General features: G+C 45.1%; 11 protein-coding genes. 3 read left to right on the top strand and 8 right to left on the bottom strand.

Translation table 11 applies throughout. The features are described 5' to 3' along the window. Positions 1-181: 181 nt before the first annotated feature. Both ACRD7P_RS18570 and ACRD7P_RS18565 read right to left on the bottom strand, forming a co-directional pair. Positions 182-1783 (bottom strand): RagB/SusD family nutrient uptake outer membrane protein, encoded by a 1602-nt coding sequence (locus ACRD7P_RS18570; protein ID WP_430909216.1) that lies wholly within the window; start codon positions 1781-1783, stop codon positions 182-184. 13 nt (positions 1784-1796) lie between these two features. Beyond that, positions 1797-4880: a SusC/RagA family TonB-linked outer membrane protein gene (locus tag ACRD7P_RS18565; protein WP_430909215.1), complete on the bottom strand. Its 3084-nt coding sequence runs from the start codon at positions 4878-4880 to the stop codon at positions 1797-1799. Between the two features lie 352 nt (positions 4881-5232). Here ACRD7P_RS18565 and ACRD7P_RS18560 point away from each other — a divergent pair, with 352 nt between their 5' ends. Then, entirely contained in the window at positions 5233-6255 is a 1023-nt protein-coding gene (locus ACRD7P_RS18560; protein ID WP_430909213.1) for a LacI family DNA-binding transcriptional regulator, read from the top strand. 19 nt (positions 6256-6274) lie between these two features. Here ACRD7P_RS18560 and ACRD7P_RS18555 read toward each other — a convergent pair whose 3' ends face one another. The 6 genes from ACRD7P_RS18555 to ACRD7P_RS18530 all read right to left on the bottom strand — a co-directional run bounded on the left by ACRD7P_RS18555 (position 6275) and on the right by ACRD7P_RS18530 (position 18638). Further along, entirely contained in the window at positions 6275-8131 is a 1857-nt protein-coding gene (locus tag ACRD7P_RS18555) for a glycoside hydrolase family 13 protein (RefSeq protein ID WP_430909212.1), read from the bottom strand. A 4-nt stretch (positions 8132-8135) separates the two neighbouring features. Beyond that, complete coding sequence (locus ACRD7P_RS18550; RefSeq protein WP_430909211.1) at positions 8136-8843, bottom strand: hypothetical protein; 708 nt, start codon at positions 8841-8843, stop codon at positions 8136-8138. 51 nt (positions 8844-8894) lie between these two features. After that, the gene (locus tag ACRD7P_RS18545) at positions 8895-12257 is read right to left on the bottom strand and encodes an alpha-amylase family glycosyl hydrolase (RefSeq protein WP_430909210.1); all 3363 of its coding nucleotides are present in this window, start codon (positions 12255-12257) and stop codon (positions 8895-8897) included. 195 nt (positions 12258-12452) lie between these two features. Then, the gene (locus tag ACRD7P_RS18540) at positions 12453-14024 is read right to left on the bottom strand and encodes a SusE domain-containing protein (protein ID WP_430909209.1); all 1572 of its coding nucleotides are present in this window, start codon (positions 14022-14024) and stop codon (positions 12453-12455) included. 17 nt (positions 14025-14041) lie between these two features. Beyond that, on the bottom strand, positions 14042-15553 hold the full coding sequence (locus ACRD7P_RS18535; RefSeq protein ID WP_430909208.1) for a RagB/SusD family nutrient uptake outer membrane protein: 1512 nt from the start codon (positions 15551-15553) through the stop codon (positions 14042-14044). A gap of 43 nt (positions 15554-15596) precedes the next feature. Continuing rightward, on the bottom strand, positions 15597-18638 hold the full coding sequence (locus tag ACRD7P_RS18530) for a SusC/RagA family TonB-linked outer membrane protein (RefSeq protein WP_430909207.1): 3042 nt from the start codon (positions 18636-18638) through the stop codon (positions 15597-15599). 325 nt (positions 18639-18963) lie between these two features. On the opposite strand from ACRD7P_RS18530, the gene ACRD7P_RS18525 reads away from it, so the two are divergent. After that, entirely contained in the window at positions 18964-20004 is a 1041-nt protein-coding gene (locus ACRD7P_RS18525) for a LacI family DNA-binding transcriptional regulator (protein ID WP_430909206.1), read from the top strand. A 294-nt stretch (positions 20005-20298) separates the two neighbouring features. Then, a complete protein-coding gene (gene pgmB / locus ACRD7P_RS18520; RefSeq protein WP_430909205.1) occupies positions 20299-20955 on the top strand; it encodes a beta-phosphoglucomutase in 657 nt (218 codons plus the stop codon). Positions 20956-21026 lie beyond the last annotated feature (71 nt).

Raw genomic sequence — 21026 nt, 5'->3', positions numbered from 1 at the left:
TTTAAGGCTTGTTGTTCTATGATTAAATGAGTTTTTTGAGCATTTGATCGAGAATCACTTTCTGTAAACAAAATGGACATAGATGTTCAGTTTTTATACCATATCACTATAGTAGTATGGTATAAGTAAAAAAAGGCCGTTCAATTGAACGGCCTTTTTTTAATACTGGTATCGAGGTTGATTAGTATCCTGGATTTTGTACTATGTTGGGATTAGCCAATACATCTGCGTTAGGAACCGGGAAAATTTCCAAATGCGGGTCACCGGCCTCTTTTAGATTCCATGCACGTAGATATTGACCGAATCGAATCAAATCTTGTCGTCTAGTTACTTCTCCGTACATTTCTCTTCCGCGTTCTGCTAGCAGGTCAGCTTCCATAATCGCGGGCAAATCTGAAGCACCACGTATTTGACGTAGTTCGTTGATCATAGCGGTAACATCCATACCCATACGGAACATGGCTTCTGCTTTCATCAAAAATGCATCAGCATATCTGTAATTTACGATATGTCTTCTGCGATCTCCACCCTCTTCGTTTGGGTGGTACTTGATTACCCTAGTTCCTGCGGTTTCTAAAATCGAATTGTCGGCAGGGGCAACGAACTCAGGTTGTTCAACTTCTTTTGAGAAAACTAGTGGAGGAGAACCTACATCTTCCCTGGCGTCGGCCGGAGTTCCATCTCTGTTGAACTGCTGACCAATGAGGAAACCATACCCTATGGCCAAGTTTTGATCGTCTATGGTCGCCGGGTCTGGAACAAAACCTCTGCGCTCTTCTTGCCCATCTCCTACATAGTTGGTCTCTGGTGCACCTTCAAATAGGTCATAAAACTCAGCCAAAGTGGAGAAACCGTTCCATCCTCCTTGCTCGGCGTCCTGCCCCGCTACCGGAACAGTTTGAGAATAATGTAGGGTATTCCATGTTCTTGGGCCGGTGTCCGCCGGCGACCACCAAATGGTTTCCACATCATTGCTAGGTCTGAAAATATCGAAGAATTCTCCAGAGGCGGCAAGGCTATAGCCATCAGCGGCGATACCATCTACAGCATCTACGACTGCTTGCATATCGGCCGCTTCAGGAGAGCTATCCAAATACACATGCTTATTCAAATATACCTTGGCCAATAAATGCCGGGCAGCAGCTTGGGTAGGAGATGATTTACTTGAAATACCATCGCCAGAGGTTACCTGGGGTAAGTCCAGGATAGCAGCATTTAAATCGGAGACTATACTGTCTATAGCTACTTGACCGGTCAATACCACAGGGATTGCGCTATTTGGTAGGTTTACGTCCCTGTAAGGAACTTGTCGCCACATGTCCAAAATCCAATGCATTGCCCAAGCTCTATAAAAACGGGCTTCCGCTTTGAGCTGTGTAACATCACCACCAGCGGTATTAACGCTCTGTGGATTAATGATTCTGGTAGCGTTTATAGTGACACTGTTCAGCGCTTGCCAAGAGTTTTGAATATCGGAAAGTTCCGAATTCCAAGTTTGTCGATGAATGGATAACCAACGGCCGTTATCTCCCCAATCCGATGCTCTTGTGGGAACAATGAACTCATCTGTAGACACTTCATTGAGGGCATAAAGGCCATCTTGGTTGCCCAAGTTTCCTCCAGCTATAATGTTGGAAATATTTGCTACTTCTCCTTGAACGTTTGCCACTCCGGCAAAGCCATCACTGATAAACGAATCCGTAGGTTCGATCTCCAAGTCGGAACAGGAGACCAAAGCTGCAATCGGAAGCGTTAAACTTAAATACTTTACTATTTTTTTCATAATTCTATTTTTTTTAAAAGGTAACGTTTACACCTAAGGTATAAGTTCTTGGCCTTGGATAGGCAAGGTAATCGATAGAAGCGGAAGGCAATCCGTTCAATGGAATATCCGAAGTGCTTACTTCAGGATCGATTCCGCTGTAGTCGGTGATTAAAAACAGGTTCTGCCCTGTGGCACTCAATCGCATGCTCTTGAACGTGCCTTCACCACTCAAAGGTACATTATACGAAATGGAAGCGTTTTGAAGCCTTACAAAATCTCCTTTTTCTAAAAAGAATGTACTAGGGTTTTGAGAGGAGGGAGCTATACCGCTACTTACGATACTTTCTAAGTTGTTTCTACCTCCGATTTGAGGAGTAGCGAATAAGGCATTTGCCGTATTGTTGTATACATAAAAGCCAAATTGTCCAGAGAAATATAAGGATGCGTCCCAGTTTTTGTATCGTGCACTGGTGCTAAACCCAGAAATGATGGTAGGAAGCCCTGACTTGTCCAATATGGTCGGGTCGGTTTCTACATTTAGATTCTCGTCTACCAAACGCAATTCATAAGTATAAAGCGACTTACCATTGGTCAGCACCTGTGAGGTGGAATTGGTCAAACCTTGTCCATAAAGATTTCCAGCTTGAATGTTAGGACCATTGTAATCGGTAAGTTCGTTGTCGTTAAAGGAGATGTTGAAATTGGCATTCCAATCAAAATCTTCTGCGCGAACGAGGTCATAATCCAACCCAAGTTCAAGACCCTGGTTGACGATGGTGCCATCAATATTTTGGAATACAAAGGGCGAAGTCGCCGGTTGTACCGCTGGTAGGTTCAACAAAATATCGGTAGTTTCTTTACGGTATACATCAATAGTACCACTAAAACGATCGCTGTCGAAACCAAAATCAAGTCCGAGCCCAAACTGAGTGGTCTCTTCCCATTTTAAATCAGGATTTGCGAAAGACACCTCCGCTGTTGCAGGAGCGGTCAACTGCGAGTTGGAAGAAATACCCAAAGCATTTCCTGCAGGTCCATTCCTCCATCGTGTACGATTAACAAAGTTTCCATAACCCAAACCGTCTTGATTACCGGTGATACCCCAGCTCAAACGTAGTTTTAGCGTAGAAAAGGTTTCGTCGCTGACAAAATCCTCTTGATTTAACTTCCAGGCAAAAGCGGCAGAAGGGAAGTAACCATATTGGTTGTTGCCCCCAAATCGAGACGAACCATCCGCCCTAAACGTGGCGGTAAACAAATATTTGTCCTGTAGGGTATAATTCAAACGTCCAAAAAAGGATTGCAGCTCATCGGTATTGTCAAAAGTATCTACCGCAAAGGCAGTAATCGGAATACTAGGTAAGCTTCCAGTAGTTTCGTTAATACCGGGGAACAAGCCTAAAATTCGAAAAGCGTTGCCCGCTTCCGGTTGGTCCTCAAAGGTTCCAATACCGTAGGCCTGATAATTGCTCGCCAAATTACGGGTTGCATTATACGTTTGATCGGTAACATTGATGATGTCGTTAAGGTCGGTTCTTCCTCCATATCCCTGACCTAAGATATTGGCGCCAGAACGGTTGAAATCCTGAAAAGAATACCCAGCAAGTACGTCAAATTTTGAATTTTCGTTTTCCTTTTTGTAGTTTACGGTAAGTTCGACCAGTTTATTTTCGGTATCCAGATTACCTATAGCAGCACGTCCATTTCCAGGAGCGCCATTCGCGAAACCATTTATTTGAGGCCCTACTACCTGTCCCCTAAAGGAATCGGAAGTATCCAAACCTAGGTTCAATTTTGCGGATAACTCATCGGTGAAAGCATAATCAAAAGAAAGGTTTCCTAAAAAACGGTTAGTGTTGGTATTGTCATCATAGAAGGCTAATAGGTTCGCCGGATTTCGATCAGGGTCGGCACTTGACAAAGGGTCTGCTGGCCTGGTCGGATTAGAATAATATGCTGCAGCCAAAAGGTCACCGGTACTTCCCGAAGTTCTACTCACGAAAGGAGCTCTGTCGTTAATTCGAGATATGGTCGCTTGTAAACCTACTTTTAACTTATCGTCCAAAAAGCGATGGTTGGCGTTTATTCTTCCCGTAATCCTTTCCAGATCCGTGTTTTCAATAACACCGAACTGTTTGGCATAACCAAAGGTAGCCCGGATGTTTCCTTTTCCGTAGTTTAAGGAATAGGATAGGTTGTTGTCCGTGGAGGCACTGGTACGGAAAATATATTCCTGCCAGTCCGTAGAGGAACCTAAGTCCGCTCCACCTCTTTCCCGAAACTCATCGGCACTGAGCAAATCATATTGATTGGCCACTTGCGCGATGTTCAGGTTGGTACTAAAATTAAATTGTCCTTTTGCGCCGCCGGCCTTACCGGATTTGGTGGTGATCACTACAACACCATTGGCACCCCTGGAACCGTAAATTGCGGTTGCAGATGCGTCTTTCAAGACACTCATGCTTTCAATATCGTTCGGGTTCAAGAAGTTTAACGGGTTTTTGGAACCACTGGTTCCTGCCCCAACATCGGCACCGGAAGCGGAAACGCTTTCGTTCGATACGGGAACTCCATCAATTACGAAGAGTGGGCTGTTGTTTCCACGTACGGAACCAGTACCACGAATTCGCAATGAAATTCCGGCCCCTGGCTCACCACTGGACTGTGTAATCTGTACACCAGCGGTCTTACCTTGTATCAGCTGTTCCGGAGATGATATGATACCGCCGTTAAAGTCTTCCGCGGTAACGGAGGAAACGGCGCCCGTTGCATCTTTTACCGTAGTAGTACCATAACCGATGATTACAACCTCTTCCAGTTGTTCGGCATCTTCCTGTAAGGTAACCGTAATGTTGGTTTGGCCATTTACCGCTACTTCTTGCGAGGTGTACCCGATGTAGCTGATCACCAATGTTGCGTCACTTTCGGCACTGATGGTGAAATTTCCATCAAAATCGGTTTGTGTACCGGTGGTCGTACCCTTTACAACGATACTGGCTCCTGGTAACGGGCCGCTAGCGTCTGATACAGTACCGGACACTTCCTGTGCCTGCGTTAGTCCGAAGCACAAAAATGCCCCTACCAACAGCAAACTTTTTAAGAGTGTAATCTTCATAAACTGTTAATTTAAAGTTGAGTTAATTTAAAATTGAGCTAATTCCAAGCGTTAAAAATATGTAAATTGTTTGTTAATACTAGGTTTGGTCAGTGTTAAGGAGTTACGCAAACGGTTTCGTGTTGATAACTTTCTTAATTTAACACAATATCAATCACATCTTATTATAATTATGGTATTCGTATTTAGGGCACACCGCAATTAGGTAATTCGCAATTAACGACAAATATAACATTTTTTCCCTTTGTTCAGGGTTTTGCTTAATTTGTTAAACCAAATAACGAAAGTAGGAAAAGTATGCTGTGCCATAGAAATGTTTACTTTTACGATTACTACCAATGACTTTTAGATTTTGAAACAAAAAATAACATTAAAACACATTGCTAGGGAATTGGATGTTTCGATCTCTACCGTTTCCAAGGCATTAAAGAACAGCGAGGAAATCGGCAGGGATACCAAAGAGAAAGTTCAGGCGTTCGCCAAGCTTTACAATTACAAGCCGAACAACATCGCGATCAGCCTTAAAAACAAGCGTACAAAAAACATCGGGGTTATTATCCCGGATATCGTCCATCATTTCTTCACCACCGTTTTTAGGGGCATCGAGAAATATGCAAATGAACAAGGCTACAACGTCATCGTTTGTGTTTCCGATGAATCTTTTGACAAGGAGGTCATTAACATGGAATTGCTGGCCAACGGCAGTATTGACGGTTTCATTATGTCGCTATCGGCCGAAACACAACAAAAAAACGACTTCAACCATTTAAAGGAAGTTACGGAGCAGGGCGTACCATTGGTATTGTTCGATAGGGTTACCGATGAGGTGGCTTGCGATAAAGTGGTCATCGACGATTTTGAGATATCCTATAAGGCAACCAAGAACCTGATTAAAAACGGTAGAAAAAAGATTGCGCTGGTAACCACCGAGAATTACTTTAACGTAAGTAAAAAAAGAGCCGAAGGATATACAAAGGCCTTAATGGACAATGGTATAGCGGCGAACAAGGCTTTGGTTTTAAAACTGCCCTACAATGGAGAGAGCGATACCATTATCGATGCTTTTTTTGATGCGCATGACATTGATGCCGTACTTTGTGTGAACGAAATTTTTGCGATTACCTGCATGCGGGCGGTCCAAAAAAAGGGACTGCGGATACCGGAAGATATTTCTTTTATCGGTTTTACCAATGGTATTTTATCGCGCTATGCGACACCTACGCTGACCACGGTGGAACAGCATGGAGAGAAAATGGGCGAGGTCGCCGCGAAAATGTTGATCGAAAGGGTGGAGAATGATATCGATGAGGAGGAGGAAAACTTTAAAACGGAAGTGATAAAGGCAACATTGATAAAAAGGGATTCTACCTCTTGAGTTGAACTTACCTTCAATGTTATTCCAGTTCAATGATCAGGCAACTGTTCGGTTGAATGCTCAACCCACCTTCCGCTTCGATCCGTGTTCCCGATAAAATGGCGGTACCCTTAATGTTCGGTGGAATGATTTCGGAATACCCACTAAGGTCCAGATGTACCGTTTTTGGATTTTTATTGAAAGCGACCATCACCTTTTCGGTGTCGTTATAGCGAAAAAAGACATATACTTCTTCCTCCCCTTTGGGAGCAAAGTGCAGTAAGTCGCCTTGGTGTACTACAGTGGCGTTTTTTCGCCAACTTAAAAGGGTTCGTACGAATTGTTGGGTCTCTTTTTGTATATCGGACAGGCCTTTCCCATTAAAAGCATTCACCGTGTCGCCTTCCCACCCACCGGGAAAATCGGAACGGATGACCCCGTGCTCGGTCGTTCCCGGGTTTCCCATTAAAATTTCCGTGCCGTAATAGAATTGGGGAATGCCCCTTACGGTAGCGGTATACACCAACGCCATTTTAAATTTGTTTAGGTCCTCGTTCACTTGGGTGTAAATCCGGCTCATATCATGATTGTCGGGAAAGACAACCAAATTGTTCGGATCGGGATACAGATAGTCCTGTCCCAAGGCCTCATAAACATCGATCCATGACGATTGCCAGGTTTTTTCATTGTTCAGGGAAGTGACCAGTGCGTTTTGTAAGGGGAAATCCATCAAGCTTTTTAGGGAGGAGGTATAATCATTGGGATTTTCTTTTCCTGCCTGCCAATACGAGACCATGGTGGGGCGGGTAACCCATTCTTCCCCGACAATAGTAAAGTTAGGGTACTCGGTCATCACAGCTTTGCTCCAATCACTCATAAAGTACATGTCGGGATAGGGGTAGGTGTCCATGCGAATACCGGAAATACCGGAGTATTCGATCCACCATAAGGTGTTTTGAACAAGGTATTTGGCCAAGCTGGGATTGCGTTGGTTCAAGTCGGGCATTGTAGGAACGAACCACCCATCAAAAAACTGTTTACGGTCCAAGGCGGACGCATGGGGATCTAGAATGACGGTCTTTCTATGATTGGTCCCCGTATATTTCGGCCATTGGTTGATCCAATCCTCATAGGGAAGGTCGTTCATCCACCAATGATCTGACCCACAATGGTTGACGATCATATCCATTATTACCTTAAGGCCTTTTTGCTTTGCCTTGGTACAGAGCGCCTTAAAACTTTTGTTGTCACCAAAGCGCGGGTCTACCCGATAAAAATCGGTGGTTGCATAACCGTGGTAACTGTACTCCTTCATATTATTTTCAAGGAGCGGGTTGCTCCAGAGCGCGGTAAACCCCAGGTCTTTAATATAATCCAGATGTGCCGAAATTCCAGCGATATCGCCACCATGTCGTCCGTTGACGTTGGTACGTTCCGCTTTTTCTTTCATCTCCCCTACCGAATCGTTCATGGGGTTTCCATTGGCGAAACGATCTGGGGTAATCAAGTAAATGGCATCCGAACTATCAAAGCCTTGTATTTGATCTTGTTCCGGTTTTCTTTTTAATATGGGATAGGGGACTGTCTTTGGTGAGGTCCCTTTTTTGGAAAGGACAAATTTTAGGTTTCCCGGTAGCGTGCCATTTTCGATTATTATGGTCGCAAAAATATAATTTGGGTTGGAGGGCCGGGCTACCGCTTTCAACTGTATACCAATATAATCTTCAAGGGTAAGGCCGTAGGCGCCTATGTCGGCTCCGTAAAACATGATTTCCACTTCGTTATGGACCATGCCCGACCACCAATTGGGAGGTTCTACCCTTATCTTCCCTTGCCCAAAAATAGAGAGACAGCACATTGCAAAAATGGCAAAAAGTACGCCTCTCGGTAGTGCCATTCTTTTAATCTGCCTTAAACTGAAACACTTCGGAAGGAGCTCTGTTCCCCGCTGCGTCGGTGGTAACGACCCTCCAGTAATACACCGTGCCCGCAGTGGCTTCAAAGGTGTAACTGCTCTCCGCGGTATTTTGCAAGGAGGTTGCGGGAGGATTATTTTGATCGAGTACCAATTCGTAAGAAACAATGTCATCGTCAATATCGGTCGATTCCCAACTTAAAACGACCGCACCTGCGGCAACACTTTCCCCTACCCGTGGGGTTATTGCCTCAGCGGGAAAAGGGGAGTGGTTCGTTACCGGAACGCCGGCATTATAAAATTTGTAAACACTGCTTTCCCCTATTTCAGCGGTACCCGCCGCTCTAGAGGTTACAAACCAGGAATAGGGAACACCACGTTCGATAATTATTCCCGTTTCGGCATTTCTGGTTTCCACGTCCAGCGTATTCCCCGTATTCAGATTTTTTACGCTAACGGTGTAAAAATCGGTGTTTTCCGAAGCGTTCCACTGAAAGACCACCTCACTTTGGGTTTCCGATATCAGGGTGCCTTCATTACATTCGGTATTGTCCTCGGGAAAAATGAGGGAAGCTGCCGATGGGGGCAAAGTAGCCTCGGGGGGAGTTACCTCTCCGCCATCATCGCTTCCGCCACAGGCAATACATAAACTTATTGCCAGTATTTCCAGAACTGTATTTTTAAACTTTTTCATTTGTCTAATTTTTTAAAAGGTAAGATGTCTTCAATGGCCAAAGTCGGTCCCTTATTTTACTATTTTTAAAAATACCGTTTCATCGGGCATTTGAATTTTTGCCAGATACACGCCACGGCTCAAACGAGATACGTCGATTTCAATTTCTCCGTTGCTTGTGGGGTACGTATCCGAAAGAAGCACCCGTCCGTCCAAGCTGCTCAATTCCAAAAGCGCATCAACGGGAAGCTGTCTTCCTAAGGAAACAAACAATTTATCCCCTTTGATCGGGTTGGGATAGGCACGTACTTCCTCGCCCAAAACCAAGCTTTTTTCGTAAATGCCCTGGCAGTCTTTCCCCGTTTTGACCTGAAGTTTGTTGGCCCCTGACTTTAGATCAAGGGTATATGTGGAATCCGTTGTCGTAAAAACGATATCGTTCAAAGTAATCCAATAGCGGGTTCCTCCTTTAAGTTCCAGGGTAAGTTGTTTCGATGCCGTATTCACTTTTGACAATACCGAAAGATCTTCGGGTTCGGAAACCGTCAACTCAAAACACTGCTCATACCCATCAATGCCGGCTACCGTAATGCAGGCCGTATAATCGCCAGCGGGCAAATCGTTAACGCTGGCTTCTTCGGTAAAGGCCGTTGTGACTTCTTGCGCCCCGCTAAGGGTAAGGGTGTAGTCGTAGGTGGCGGCAGCAGCAATAGCGATGCTGCCATTGTTGCTGTTTCTACAGGTTTCATCGGTTACGATTACGGTAAAATTATTCGCCGCTAGGCTGAATATTTCGCAGCCCGTCACATCAACAGTAGTACCAAAAGGTGTATCGGGGCAACTATCATTTAGGTCGGATACCCCATCTTCATCTGTATCCGGTGGATTGTTGTCAGGAAATACATCGGAAGGGTTGTTACCGAAAATTCGGAATGCGCCCGGCTGTAACAGTATTTCCTTGTTGGTGTCCGTGACGTAGTATTTTTTATTGTCCTCCAAAAATTCATACCATACCCCGCTTTCTTGAAACGAAGGGGCGATGCGTTGTGGTGTGGTTCCAAAGTTCCCGATAATGGTCACAAATCCTATTTCGGTATCGGAGGCATTGGGGTCGGTCAATTGAATTTTCTTTAGGCCGCTGGCCTCACCGAGGTCCAAAGTGAAGTCGGTGGTCTCGAAAATCGGTTCGTTCGTACGAAGACGGATAAGATCGGACCAAACATCGTAAATTGCTTTTCGGGCGGGAACATCAAAATATTCCCAGCGGATGGGTTTGTTGCCTACCCTTCCATTAAAGTCAATGGAAACTTCATAACCAAGTTCACCAAATTGCCAGATCATCTTGGGGCCGGGAACGGTAAAGAAAAAAGCCCCCGCGGTCTGCATGCGTTCCAATGCGGTATCGAGTAGCTTTACGTCGTAGTCTCCCTCGGCATTTCCGAACTCCAAATTTTTGAACATTAAACGTTCCTCGTCATGACTTTCCATATAGGAAACCGCGGCAGGGTTGTCAAAACCTTTTTCTTGGGAGGAAACCGCAGAAAAATTGGAACTGTTTCCTGCATGAAAGCCCAATGTTGCCTCGTTATATGGCCCTGTTTGTTTGTTCCATAGCATGATGCCCTTACCTTCGTCCAAACGGTAATCGGCCCATTGCTTTTCTTCTTCTATACCTCCCAAATGTTCGAAGATGACGTAGAAGTCTTCATCGGCTTCCCATTGGTTGTCGGCATATCCCTGCAGTACTTCAATACGGTCGTTTTGCGTTGCACTGGTACAGGCATCGTCCGAGGCGGCACAGTTCTGGGTGAAGCCTTTGGTGAGGTCCCAACGCATCCCATCGATATTGAATTCCTCTATCCAATAGGTTACCGTGCGGTTTACGTAGTCTTTTGTTGCTTGACTTTGGTGGTTGAAGTCGTTAAAAACGCTGAACGAATGTGTGGCAACGGGATTGAAAAACGGATTTTCCGCTGACGCCTGGCCTCCCGTTCCGCCGTCGTCGGTATTCCACATTCGGTAATAGGGATGTTGCCCCGTAGCATGGTTGTAGACCACATCGATAAATACCGCTATTCCCCTGGAATGGCATTCGTCTATAAATGCTTTAAAAGCATTTTTGGTGCCGTAGTACTTGTCCAGTGCCATGTGAAAAGAGGGGTTGTAGCCCCAGCTTTCATTGCCGTCGAATTCGTTCACCGGCATCAATTCGATGGCGTTGATGCCCATATTTTCAAGATAGTCCAACCGCGCGCTTACCGCATCAAAACTGTGTAGTTCATCAAAGTCCCGGATGAGCAGTTCGTAAATGACCAAATCGGTCTTTTTTGGCCGCTCATAATCCGTTGCCTGCCAAATGTAAGGCGCCTCTCCGGTACGGAGCACGGTTATGGCCTGCGATTGGCCCGCGGGATATTCGGGAATGTTGGGGTATGTGGTTTCGTCGATAAAGTTGTCGTTTCCAAAGCCATCCAGGACCAAGGTGGAATAGGGATCCGCAATTTTCAGGCTGAACTCGACGGCATATTGGTACAAATGATCAAAATCGGGCACAAGGCCGTTCAAGGTGATCCAAAAACGGTCCTGCGAAGGGTCTTTTTGCATCAAATAACTATCGTCGATCTGCCAATCGTTAAAGTCGCCGATGACATGCACAAAATCCTTGCCCGGGGCATACAACACCAAGGTGGCCGTGGTAGGATCGTTGGGGTCGAGGTTGAGCCCGTCCAACAGACCGGAAGGTACGGGCGCCTCTTGTACCTGTGGTCGAATAACGACCTGAAAACTGTTGTTTACCGTTTGGCCATTATTTGTCGTTTCCAGCTCAAAAACCGTGTTTTCCGTGATGTTGGTAGCAGTATAGCTATACTCGGTAGCAGCGGCCGTGCTGCTGTTGATCTGGAGCCCATTGGCGTTTAGAACAAAATCGGAAGCGAGCGAGGCAGTGGCGGTAATAAGCACACTTTCTCCCGCGTCCAATACGACCGGGTTTTCGGTAGGACTTGTCAGATTGACCTGGAACGCGCCGACCGAAACAACATTGTCCTGGGTCTTTTTATCGCCATTGCCGTCTTTTGCCTTTACCAGCATTCCTATACGGTCGATACCCGTAGCATTGTAAAAGGTTGTCGGGGTAATGGTGATGCTAAAGGTGCCATCTCCGTTATCGGTCATTTTTTGTTGCTCGTCGGAATCTCCCCATTCGCCATTAGTAGGGGAATTGATGGCGTTGGTGGCGGTAGGACTGTCGTAATACCATGCCCATAGGTACACATCGGATACTTCCCACAGGTCGGTATCGATACCCGCAACGGTAATCGTTATTTCTTGATCTTCATCAAAAGCGGTAGGGACTATGGTAAAGGTCCCTTCCTGTTGTTGGGCATATGAAAACCCCATGAAGGATAGTAGACAGAGAAGTATTGCTTTTTTCATAGATAGTGTGCTAACGGGGTGTTTGAACTTTTTCAATGTGGAAAAGGGAAACGTTCCACTTTTCCGGATTTGGCTCCAAAACGTTCCCGAAACCATTAGGAGGCCATTTATAGTGTAACATCGGCTCCGCTTAGGCGCGCGCGATCGTTTCAACTTTAAAAAGGGCCGCACAGCGGCCCTTTGTTTAACTCAATCTTAGTTTTTCACCAAGGTATAGGAATAAGCTCTTGGATTGCTTAGGTCGAGGGTTACGGTATAGTTGCCATCTTCGGGAATGGTGATGTTTCTTCCGTTGAACTGTAATGATCCATTTTCGTCGTTATCACCCAGATTAAGTGACCAAGCATCGTTAGCTCTGAATTTCAAACCGTTGTCGGGAGCTTCTTGTGCTACGAGGTCAATGGTGATCGACCAGGTTTGTGATGTAGCATCGTATGTCATATCATGGTCTTGACCTGGTGTGCCGTCAGGACCTGCAGGCCAACTTAAAGGAGTTGCGTTTCCGGTTACCGCCCAAGAGGTTTTCTCCAAAGAATAGGTGAGCGCTTCCAGATCGGCTTTAACAAGATAGTAGCCAGCGGTACCATCCGGGGTGCTACAGTTTACTTCTCCCTCTTGTTCTATGGTTCCGCTGTAAGACCCGTCAGTTTCTCCGGTATCACCATAATCCCCATCAAAGTTTTCGTTCGTTGGCAAGAACTTGTACTGGGCATTTTCGGCATCGATGTTTACAAAACCTTCAAAATCGGATGCTCCTTCAGAGGAAGGTGCCAAGGGTACAGCATTGGCGGGGGTCCAATCATCGCCGTATCCACTGGCATTTAGGAAGCTTCCGACGACGTATAGCATTTCTGGCACCATCGCCTCCGGCTCTTCCTCCTCTTCCGGTTGTTCTTCTTCACCTCCGGTGCCTTCACCGGAACCTTCGCCCAAAACAATTGTTTTGTTAACGGTATCCACTGTTAGCAAGTAGGTCCCCGGAGTACCGATAAATCGGAAGTTGTTATCACCGTCCAAACCGTCTTCGAAATTTTCGTTGATGGTATAGCCTTCGCCTGCGTAGAAAGGATAGTTTTGTCCTGAGGCCCAATCGCCTTCCGTCAAAAAGAAACGGAACGTATCGTTGGTAAGGTTAATGTTTGCACTATATACTTGGTCAACACAAGTAAATTCGATCGGGCTGTCCCAGTTCCAACCTGCATCTACGGCACCCGCTCCTACTACCCAAATGGAAGGACAGTTTGGTACCGGAGTACCTTCTTCGGCGGTTTCGATCAAGGTAATGTTCAGCGTAACGGTTTCGGAAATGGAACTTGTTGTGGTTTGCCCTTCTCCGGTACCAGCGAACGCTTTCACCCTGAAATGTATCTTCCCGGTGTTTCCGATATCGTTACCGGGGTCGTCGTCCAGTCCAAGTTCGTTCTTGGCAATTTCCATAAGGGGGCCAACATAAATTGGATAGTTGGTTTCCGTAAGCCTACCGGAGGCAAATTCTTCCCTGCCTTCATCAAAGTTCCCCGTAATGGACCACTCCACCTTATAGCTCACTTCGGTAGGTACGTTAAAGGCGACGGCATTCCAGACCAACCGTTCGGCCAAATTTTCGGCGGTTTCCGCGGAAAGAAGGTATTCTTCCGAGACCGTTGAGGTAAGCGCTACGGTATTGGCGGGTTGCTGAAGGGTGAATTCAGGGACCACGTCTTCATTTTCACAAGAGACAATGGTGCCTAATAAAAGAACGGTAATGAATTTATAAATCGTTTTCATAATCTTAAAAGTTAGTTTTAATATCCTGGATTTTGAGTTAGGTTGGTGTTCGCTTCTAGCGCGGATAAGGGTATGGGGAACAACTCATAAGTGTCCGGTATGGCAGTGCCTTGAACGGTATTTCCCTTCCATGGCCATAAATAACTGCCACCTGTAAACTTTCCAAATCGAATCAGATCTGACCTTCTGTGACCTTCCAAATTTAACTCTCGCGCTCTCTCATCTAGGATAAAATCTAGATCGAGTTCCGCTTCATTGATCGGTGTTGCATTTGAACGTTCCCGTATTTGGTTCACATAGCCCAATGCTTGATTTAAATCGCCTCCCTCGGCATTTCGAAGGACACATTCTGCGTACATTAAATAGGCATCGGCCAGCCGAAACAATGGAAAATCGGTACCTGAAAAGTCCGTAGAAGGTAGGTCGGTGGAAAAGCCCGAATTTCTAAACTTAATGGACGGATACCCGTCGGTCCATTCCCGGTAGTCGTTCATTTCAAAATTATGGCCTTCCGTCCAAAAGAGCAATGCCCGGTCATCGGTTGTAGTGGCCAAATCTCCAAAAAGGCCGTACCAAGCTTTGGTGGCGCGATGACCGGTCCATCCTTGGGTTGCTCCAAAATCTGTGGTCGTTAAGGTTTCGGTACTGAGATTTCCGTTGACGATGTAGGTGGTGTTTCCAAAACTCTGACTGCTTTCGGCATCTGCAAGAAGAGGAAAAATAATCTCGGGCGAGCTATCGTTATCACCGGAAAAGTTAATAAGAAAGTCGGGCGCTAGTGAATAGTTGCCTTCTTGGATAATCTTGTTTATGTAAACAAGTGCTTCGGTATACCGACTTTCACCGGTATATACTCCGGCATTCATATAGAGTTTTGCCAAAAGCATTTGTACCGTTGCCTTGTTCGCCCTTCCGTAGTCGTTACTTGCCGCGGTAAGCGGTTCAATATCTAGGAGTTCTTGTTCTACAAAACTAAAAAGTTCTGCCCTTGATGCTTCTGGAAGTGGGGCAGAGGTACCGTAGTTCTGATCGGTCGCCAACACGCCCTTACTAAAACAGTCGATGAGATAATAGTATGCCAAGGCACGCAAAAATCGCACCTCCGACCGCACTTGTTCTTGGTCTTCTACTGTTTCTGATTCCAAGATTACCAAAAGGTTGTTCGCTTGCGGTATCGTATAATAGATACGGTTATACAAATACCTGAAAAATTTATTGTTCTCGTCCCAGTTCGAAGTGGTGGTCAATTGATCTAAACCGTCATCTCCCCAACGGTTTTTCATACCGTCCGCGGTAAAATCCTGAAGATTTACAATACCTCTAAGAAATGGCGATTCCCCTGCATTATCACTGATATCCGAACTGCTGGGCCCATCCGGACCGGAAAGGGCAAATGTAGCGTATAATCTGGACAGTAACCCAGCTACGGCATCCGGGTCATCCGCCAAGAGGTCGTCCAAGGTTTGTTCTACTTCGGGCTTGGTATCAAGGTCATCCGTACAACTAGATATCGCTAGTAAAGACAACATTAAAAAAAACACTTTTATTCTCATAACAAGTATATTAACTAATTTAAAAATCAAGGTTTAAGCCAAAGGTCAAAGATCTTGGCCTTGGATAAAAATTGTTGTCGATCGCGTTAAAGTTTTCCGGGTCTTGGCCATCATACTTTGTAATAAGGAAGGGATTATTGATAACGCCGTACAACCTTAAAGATGCGTTTTTAAAGACATCTTGAATCTTATAACCGAGAACAATGTTTTCACACCTGATAAAGGAGGCATCTTCTAGAAAATAATCCGAGAAAGGAATATCTCCTATTACATCTACCAAATTGAAGTCCGCAGAACCGTTATAAAAATCCAATACATTGCTTAAATTGTTGGCATTTACCGGTAAAGGCCTATCGATCCAACCGGAAGTCAGTTTTCTTGCATTGTATACCTCTCCGCCTAGTTGGCCTCTAAAACTGGAACTAAAATCAAGGTTTTTGTAATTGAAATTGAATCCAAACCCAAAAGTCCAATTGGGTCGGAGTGCTCTAAAGTAGCGATCATCGCTTGTAATTTCACCATCTCCATCAAAATCTGCAAAAGCACCATGTACGGGATTTCCTAAATCGTCGTATAATTGTCTGAACACCCATGCGGAGTAGGGCTGGAACCCTACTGTGTGGCGCGCCAAAAATCTTCCTGTCCCGTTGGGTAGGGTCGATTCGGTTGCTGTTATTCGTGTTACATCTTCCAAACTGGTTACTTCTGCTTCGCTGTAGGCCAAGTTGGTATAGATTTCAAAGTTGCTATGCTCCGTTTGAACAAGGCCCGCGTTCAAACTTAGTTCAAAGCCTTTGCTCTCCGTTTCACCGACATTGTCTACAAAGGAGTCGGTAAGTGCTTGTCCCGGTGCTACGGGCACTTGTGCCAACAGATCTGAAGTTTCTCGATAAAATACATCAAAAGAACCGTTGATAAAATGCTTTTCAAAAAAGCCAAAATCAAGACCTGCATTGTACGTGACGGTTTTTTCCCAAGTCAAGTTTTCGTTGAACGCTTTGGCCGAGTATAGATTTGTGCCCGGAAGGTATTGGCTGGTTACCGAGCCCGGTTCATAGAGCGGAGTGGACGGATAAAACCCGACGGCCCCTGTTATGTCTTGCTGTCCGGTCTGTCCCCAACCCAGGCGTAATTTTAACTTATTTACGAATGACACATCTTTCAAAAAAGGCTCGTCCTGAATCTGCCAGGCAACTGCCGCCGCTGGAAAATAACCCCAACGGTCGTCCGGATTGAATAGGGAAGATCCGTCTGCCCTAAAAGATAGGGTCAGCTGATACTTTTCGGCAAAATTGATGTTCGTCCGACCAAAAAATGATTGCAAGTTCAGTTCAGAAAAATAATAATTGTTCGGATTCAACGGGTCGAAAACTAGCTTCCTATTGCCTGTTGGCCCATCTTCAACCGATTCGTAAGTATACTCTTCCTTGTCGCCCTCGTTCCTGAAATTTTGATATGCGTAACCGCCTTGAACATCAAAGCGGGATACGATACCTTTATCAAAGCTTTTCGCGTATACTAGGTAAGCATCCAATGTTTGGTTCAGGATACTTTGATTTTCCCTGTAGTTGACACCCGGATTAAAGATGAATTCATCGGTCTCGCTAGAAAGCCTGTAGGTGGCGAGTGAATTATCGGAAAAGACTTCTTCAATGTCTGCGGAGGAGGCTTCTAGGCCAAGATTGAGTACCGCCCTTAATTCCGGAAGAAAGTGCATTTTGTAATCAAACTCTATATTACCAAGAATTTTCTCCACTTTTTCAGGACGCTTGCGTTGCAATAGCAATGCTAGCGGGTTGGACTGTCCATCCAAGGAACCGTTCGGATTGGTAAGCTGATAAAAACCGCCAAACCTATTGTCGGACGAATTGTCAAAAATAGGCTTGGTAGGGTCCATGCTTACGGCGCCGCCCAAGGCACCTCCTTCATCTATTGCATTTTTTTCAGAACGGATGCCCTTCGCATTAACATCGATTTTCAGATGGTCGTCAAAGAGCATGGGCGTCAATTTGATGGAGCCGGTAAAACGCTCATAATCATTTGTTTTCACCAAACCTTCAGTTTCATTGTAACCGAGCGAAAGTCGTGCGGGGACCTTGTCGAATAGATTGGCCCTAGCACTAAAATTCACATCGTAGGAAACGGCTGTCCTGTAAATGGCATCTTGCCAATCGGTGTCGGATAGCAAACGATTACCGCCATTGGGATTTTCGATACCAAGTAAATCAGTTTCGTTTGGATGGAATTCGTTAATAAAACGAACAAAGGTAGGTCCATCCATTAAATCTATCTTTTGACCGACATTACTTATTGAAGTATTAGTTGAAAAATTAAATTTTGGAGCGCCCGAGGTACCCTTTTTAGTCGTAATTATAATAACTCCATTTGAAGCCCGAGAGCCATAGATTGCCGTTGCCGAAGCATCTTTTAAAATGGAAAAGCTTTCCACATCGTTCGGATTGATCAGCGAAAATGGATTGTTGACCCCAGCCGGGTTGGTGTTATCTATCGGCACGCCATCGATTACAATGAGGGGATTGTTTTGGGCCGTGAGCGATGAACCGCCCCGAATTCTGATGTTCGGTGCCGAATCCGGCGCTCCTCCTGCACTGGTAATGCGAACGCCGGCGGCCTTACCGGTCAATAATTGGTCAGTGGATACGATAGCCCCCTTGTTAAAATCTTCTACGCTAACGGCGGTCAATGAACCCGTAGCATCCTTCACGGTAGTGGTTCCATAACCGATAACTACCACCTCCTCCAACAACTGTGAATCTTCTTCGAGCACCACGTCCAATTGTGTTGCACTACTCACCGTTACTTCTTTGGTCTTAAATCCTAAATAGGAGAATTGAAGTATGTCCCCCTCATTGGTGGTAATCTCGTAAAGTCCGTCGAAGTCACTGGTCGTTCCCGTCGCCGTTCCCTTTACCACAACATTTACCCCGGGCAGTGGTTCCCCAAGGTTGTCCGTTACGGTACCGCTTACTTTTAGCTGCGAAAAAACCGCGATAGGAAGCGTTAAAAGTACTAGAAAAAGGTACTTTTTAGGTGATTTCATAATTTTAAAAAATTAATGGTTGTTTGTAATTTGATATTGTCACTGTCACTACTTCTCGGCGCCGAATGTATGTAAATATTATGTTAAATTACGGCTAAGTCATTGAGATACAGTTATTACAACGTTTTCATGTGAATAACTTTTGGTTTTGTTTAATCTTTTTAAAAAAGCACTGGTCATTGCCATTTTTCTATTTTTCGCTATAATTTTTGATAGCTTTGTAGTTTTTGAGCGCCGAAATTCGCAATACTGACAATACTTGTAGGCCGAAAAAGCAAGTGGGGAAGGTTCCCTCCGGACCTAAAACGAACGAAGATATTTTGTTATGAAACCTAAAATGACCCTTAAACGGATTGCAAAAGAGCTCGATGTATCGATTTCAACGGTGTCCAAAGCGCTGCATGACGACAAGGCCATAAGCAAGGATACCCGGGAGAAAATACAGGCTTTCGCCAAGTTTTATAATTACCGTCCCAATAATATAGCACTGAGTTTAAAGAACAAACAAACAAAGACGATCGGGCTGATCATTCCGGAAATCGTCCACTATTTTTTTGCCAAGGTCATTGCCGGTATTGAAGCCGTTGCCAGCGCCAAAGGGTATAACGTAATTATAGGGGTGTCCAACGAATCGTTCGACAAGGAGGTGATCAACATGGACATGCTGGTGAACGGCAGTATCGATGGTTTTATCATGTCGCTGTCCAAGGAGACGCTATTGAAACAGGACTACCATCATTTAAAAGAGATCATCAGCCAGGGAATTCCTATAGTTATGTTCGATCGGGTAATGCACGAGATCGCCTGCGATAAAGTGGTGGTCGATGATCGGGACAGTTCCAAAAAAGCGGTACAAAAACTTATCGATACGGGCAGTAAAAAAATATTGTTGTTGACCACGCAGGATTATATTAACATTGGTAGGTTGCGTACCCAGGGATATTTGGATGCACTGAAAGAAAACGATATGATGGCTAGCCCCGAGCTTATCGTAAAGATCAAGGACCAGACCGATGCAGAGCTATTGCGAAAAACGCTGGAGTCGGAGTTGAATCAAATTTTTGACGAAATCCCCGATATTGACGGTATTTTCGCCGTGAACGAAATATTCGCGATTACGGCCCTGAACGTGGCCCGGCAAAAGGGGATACGGATTCCGGAGGACGTTTCGGTCATCAGTTTTTCCGATGGGGTGCTTTCCCAAAACTCACGTCCCACCCTTACCACTATTAGTCAACACGGCCTGGAAATGGGCAAGAACGCGGCGAATATGTTGATACATCGCTTGGAAGTGGAGGAGGAGGAAGAGCAGTTTGAACTAAAGGTGATCAAAACCGAATTGATAGAAAGGGATTCCACCAAATGACTTCATGTCTTGGAAATCAAAAAGTGCTCCAAACCGTCCAAAAATGTTAAACACGGAACAAACTGCTAATTTGAATGTTCCAAAGAAGGGAGCAGATCGATTTTTTTTTATATTTGACCCATCAACGACTTTAACTACTTCTCACTAGTACTGTTTTTTTCAGATTGGCGCTAACAAAAAATGTATCCCTTTGGATTGCATGTGCACCATCAGGTAGAAAACTTCTCGAAAACTAAAATGGGGTCTTCCTTTCAAACAGTGTCGACCTACAGTAATAATCTAGAACAATAGTACATGAACACCACCGGATTTATATTCGACTTGGATGGCGTTATCGTAGATACCGCCAAATACCATTATTTGGCCTGGAAAAAATTGGCCGATGAACTCGGTATCGAATTTACGAAAGAAGATAATGAACAGTTCAAAGGGGTAAGCCGAAAACGTTGCCTTGAAATTTTATTGGAAATGGGCGGCCGTAGCGTTTCCCAAGAACAGTTCGATGCATGGATGGTCGAAAAAAATGAAGATTATCTGGCGCATATCGAAAAGATGGACGCGTCGGAAATTTTACCCGATGTCGCTAAAGTATTGGAACATCTGAAAAGTAACAAAACGCCCATAGCATTGGGGTCGGCGAGTAAAAATGCCAGGCCGATACTGGAAAAAGTGAAGCTTTTATCGTATTTTGATACCATAGTGGACGGCAATTCGGTTAGTAAGGCCAAACCGGATCCAGAGGTGTTCCTGATTGCGGCACAACAGCTGAATGTAGCTCCCGATCGTTGTGTGGTTTTTGAAGATGCCGTGGCCGGTATCGCTGCCGCCAATGCGGCGGAAATGGTAAGTATCGGTATCGGGGAATCCGACGTATTGCACGAAGCCGATCATAACTTCACCGATTTTACGGAAATAGACCTAACGTTTTTAGATGCGTTGGCAAACAAATAACAGCATATAATCCAATTGACGGCATGTCATGGGCAAAACGGTTTGCCGTAGGTGCCCACTTATTTTTAAGC

The sequence above is a fragment of the Maribacter sp. 2-571 genome, from assembly GCF_050589625.1.
In the GTDB taxonomy this organism is placed as follows: Bacteria; Bacteroidota; Bacteroidia; order Flavobacteriales; family Flavobacteriaceae; genus Pelagihabitans.
Note: the sequence above shows the minus strand (reverse complement) of the source record. Positions and strands in the feature narration are given on the sequence as shown.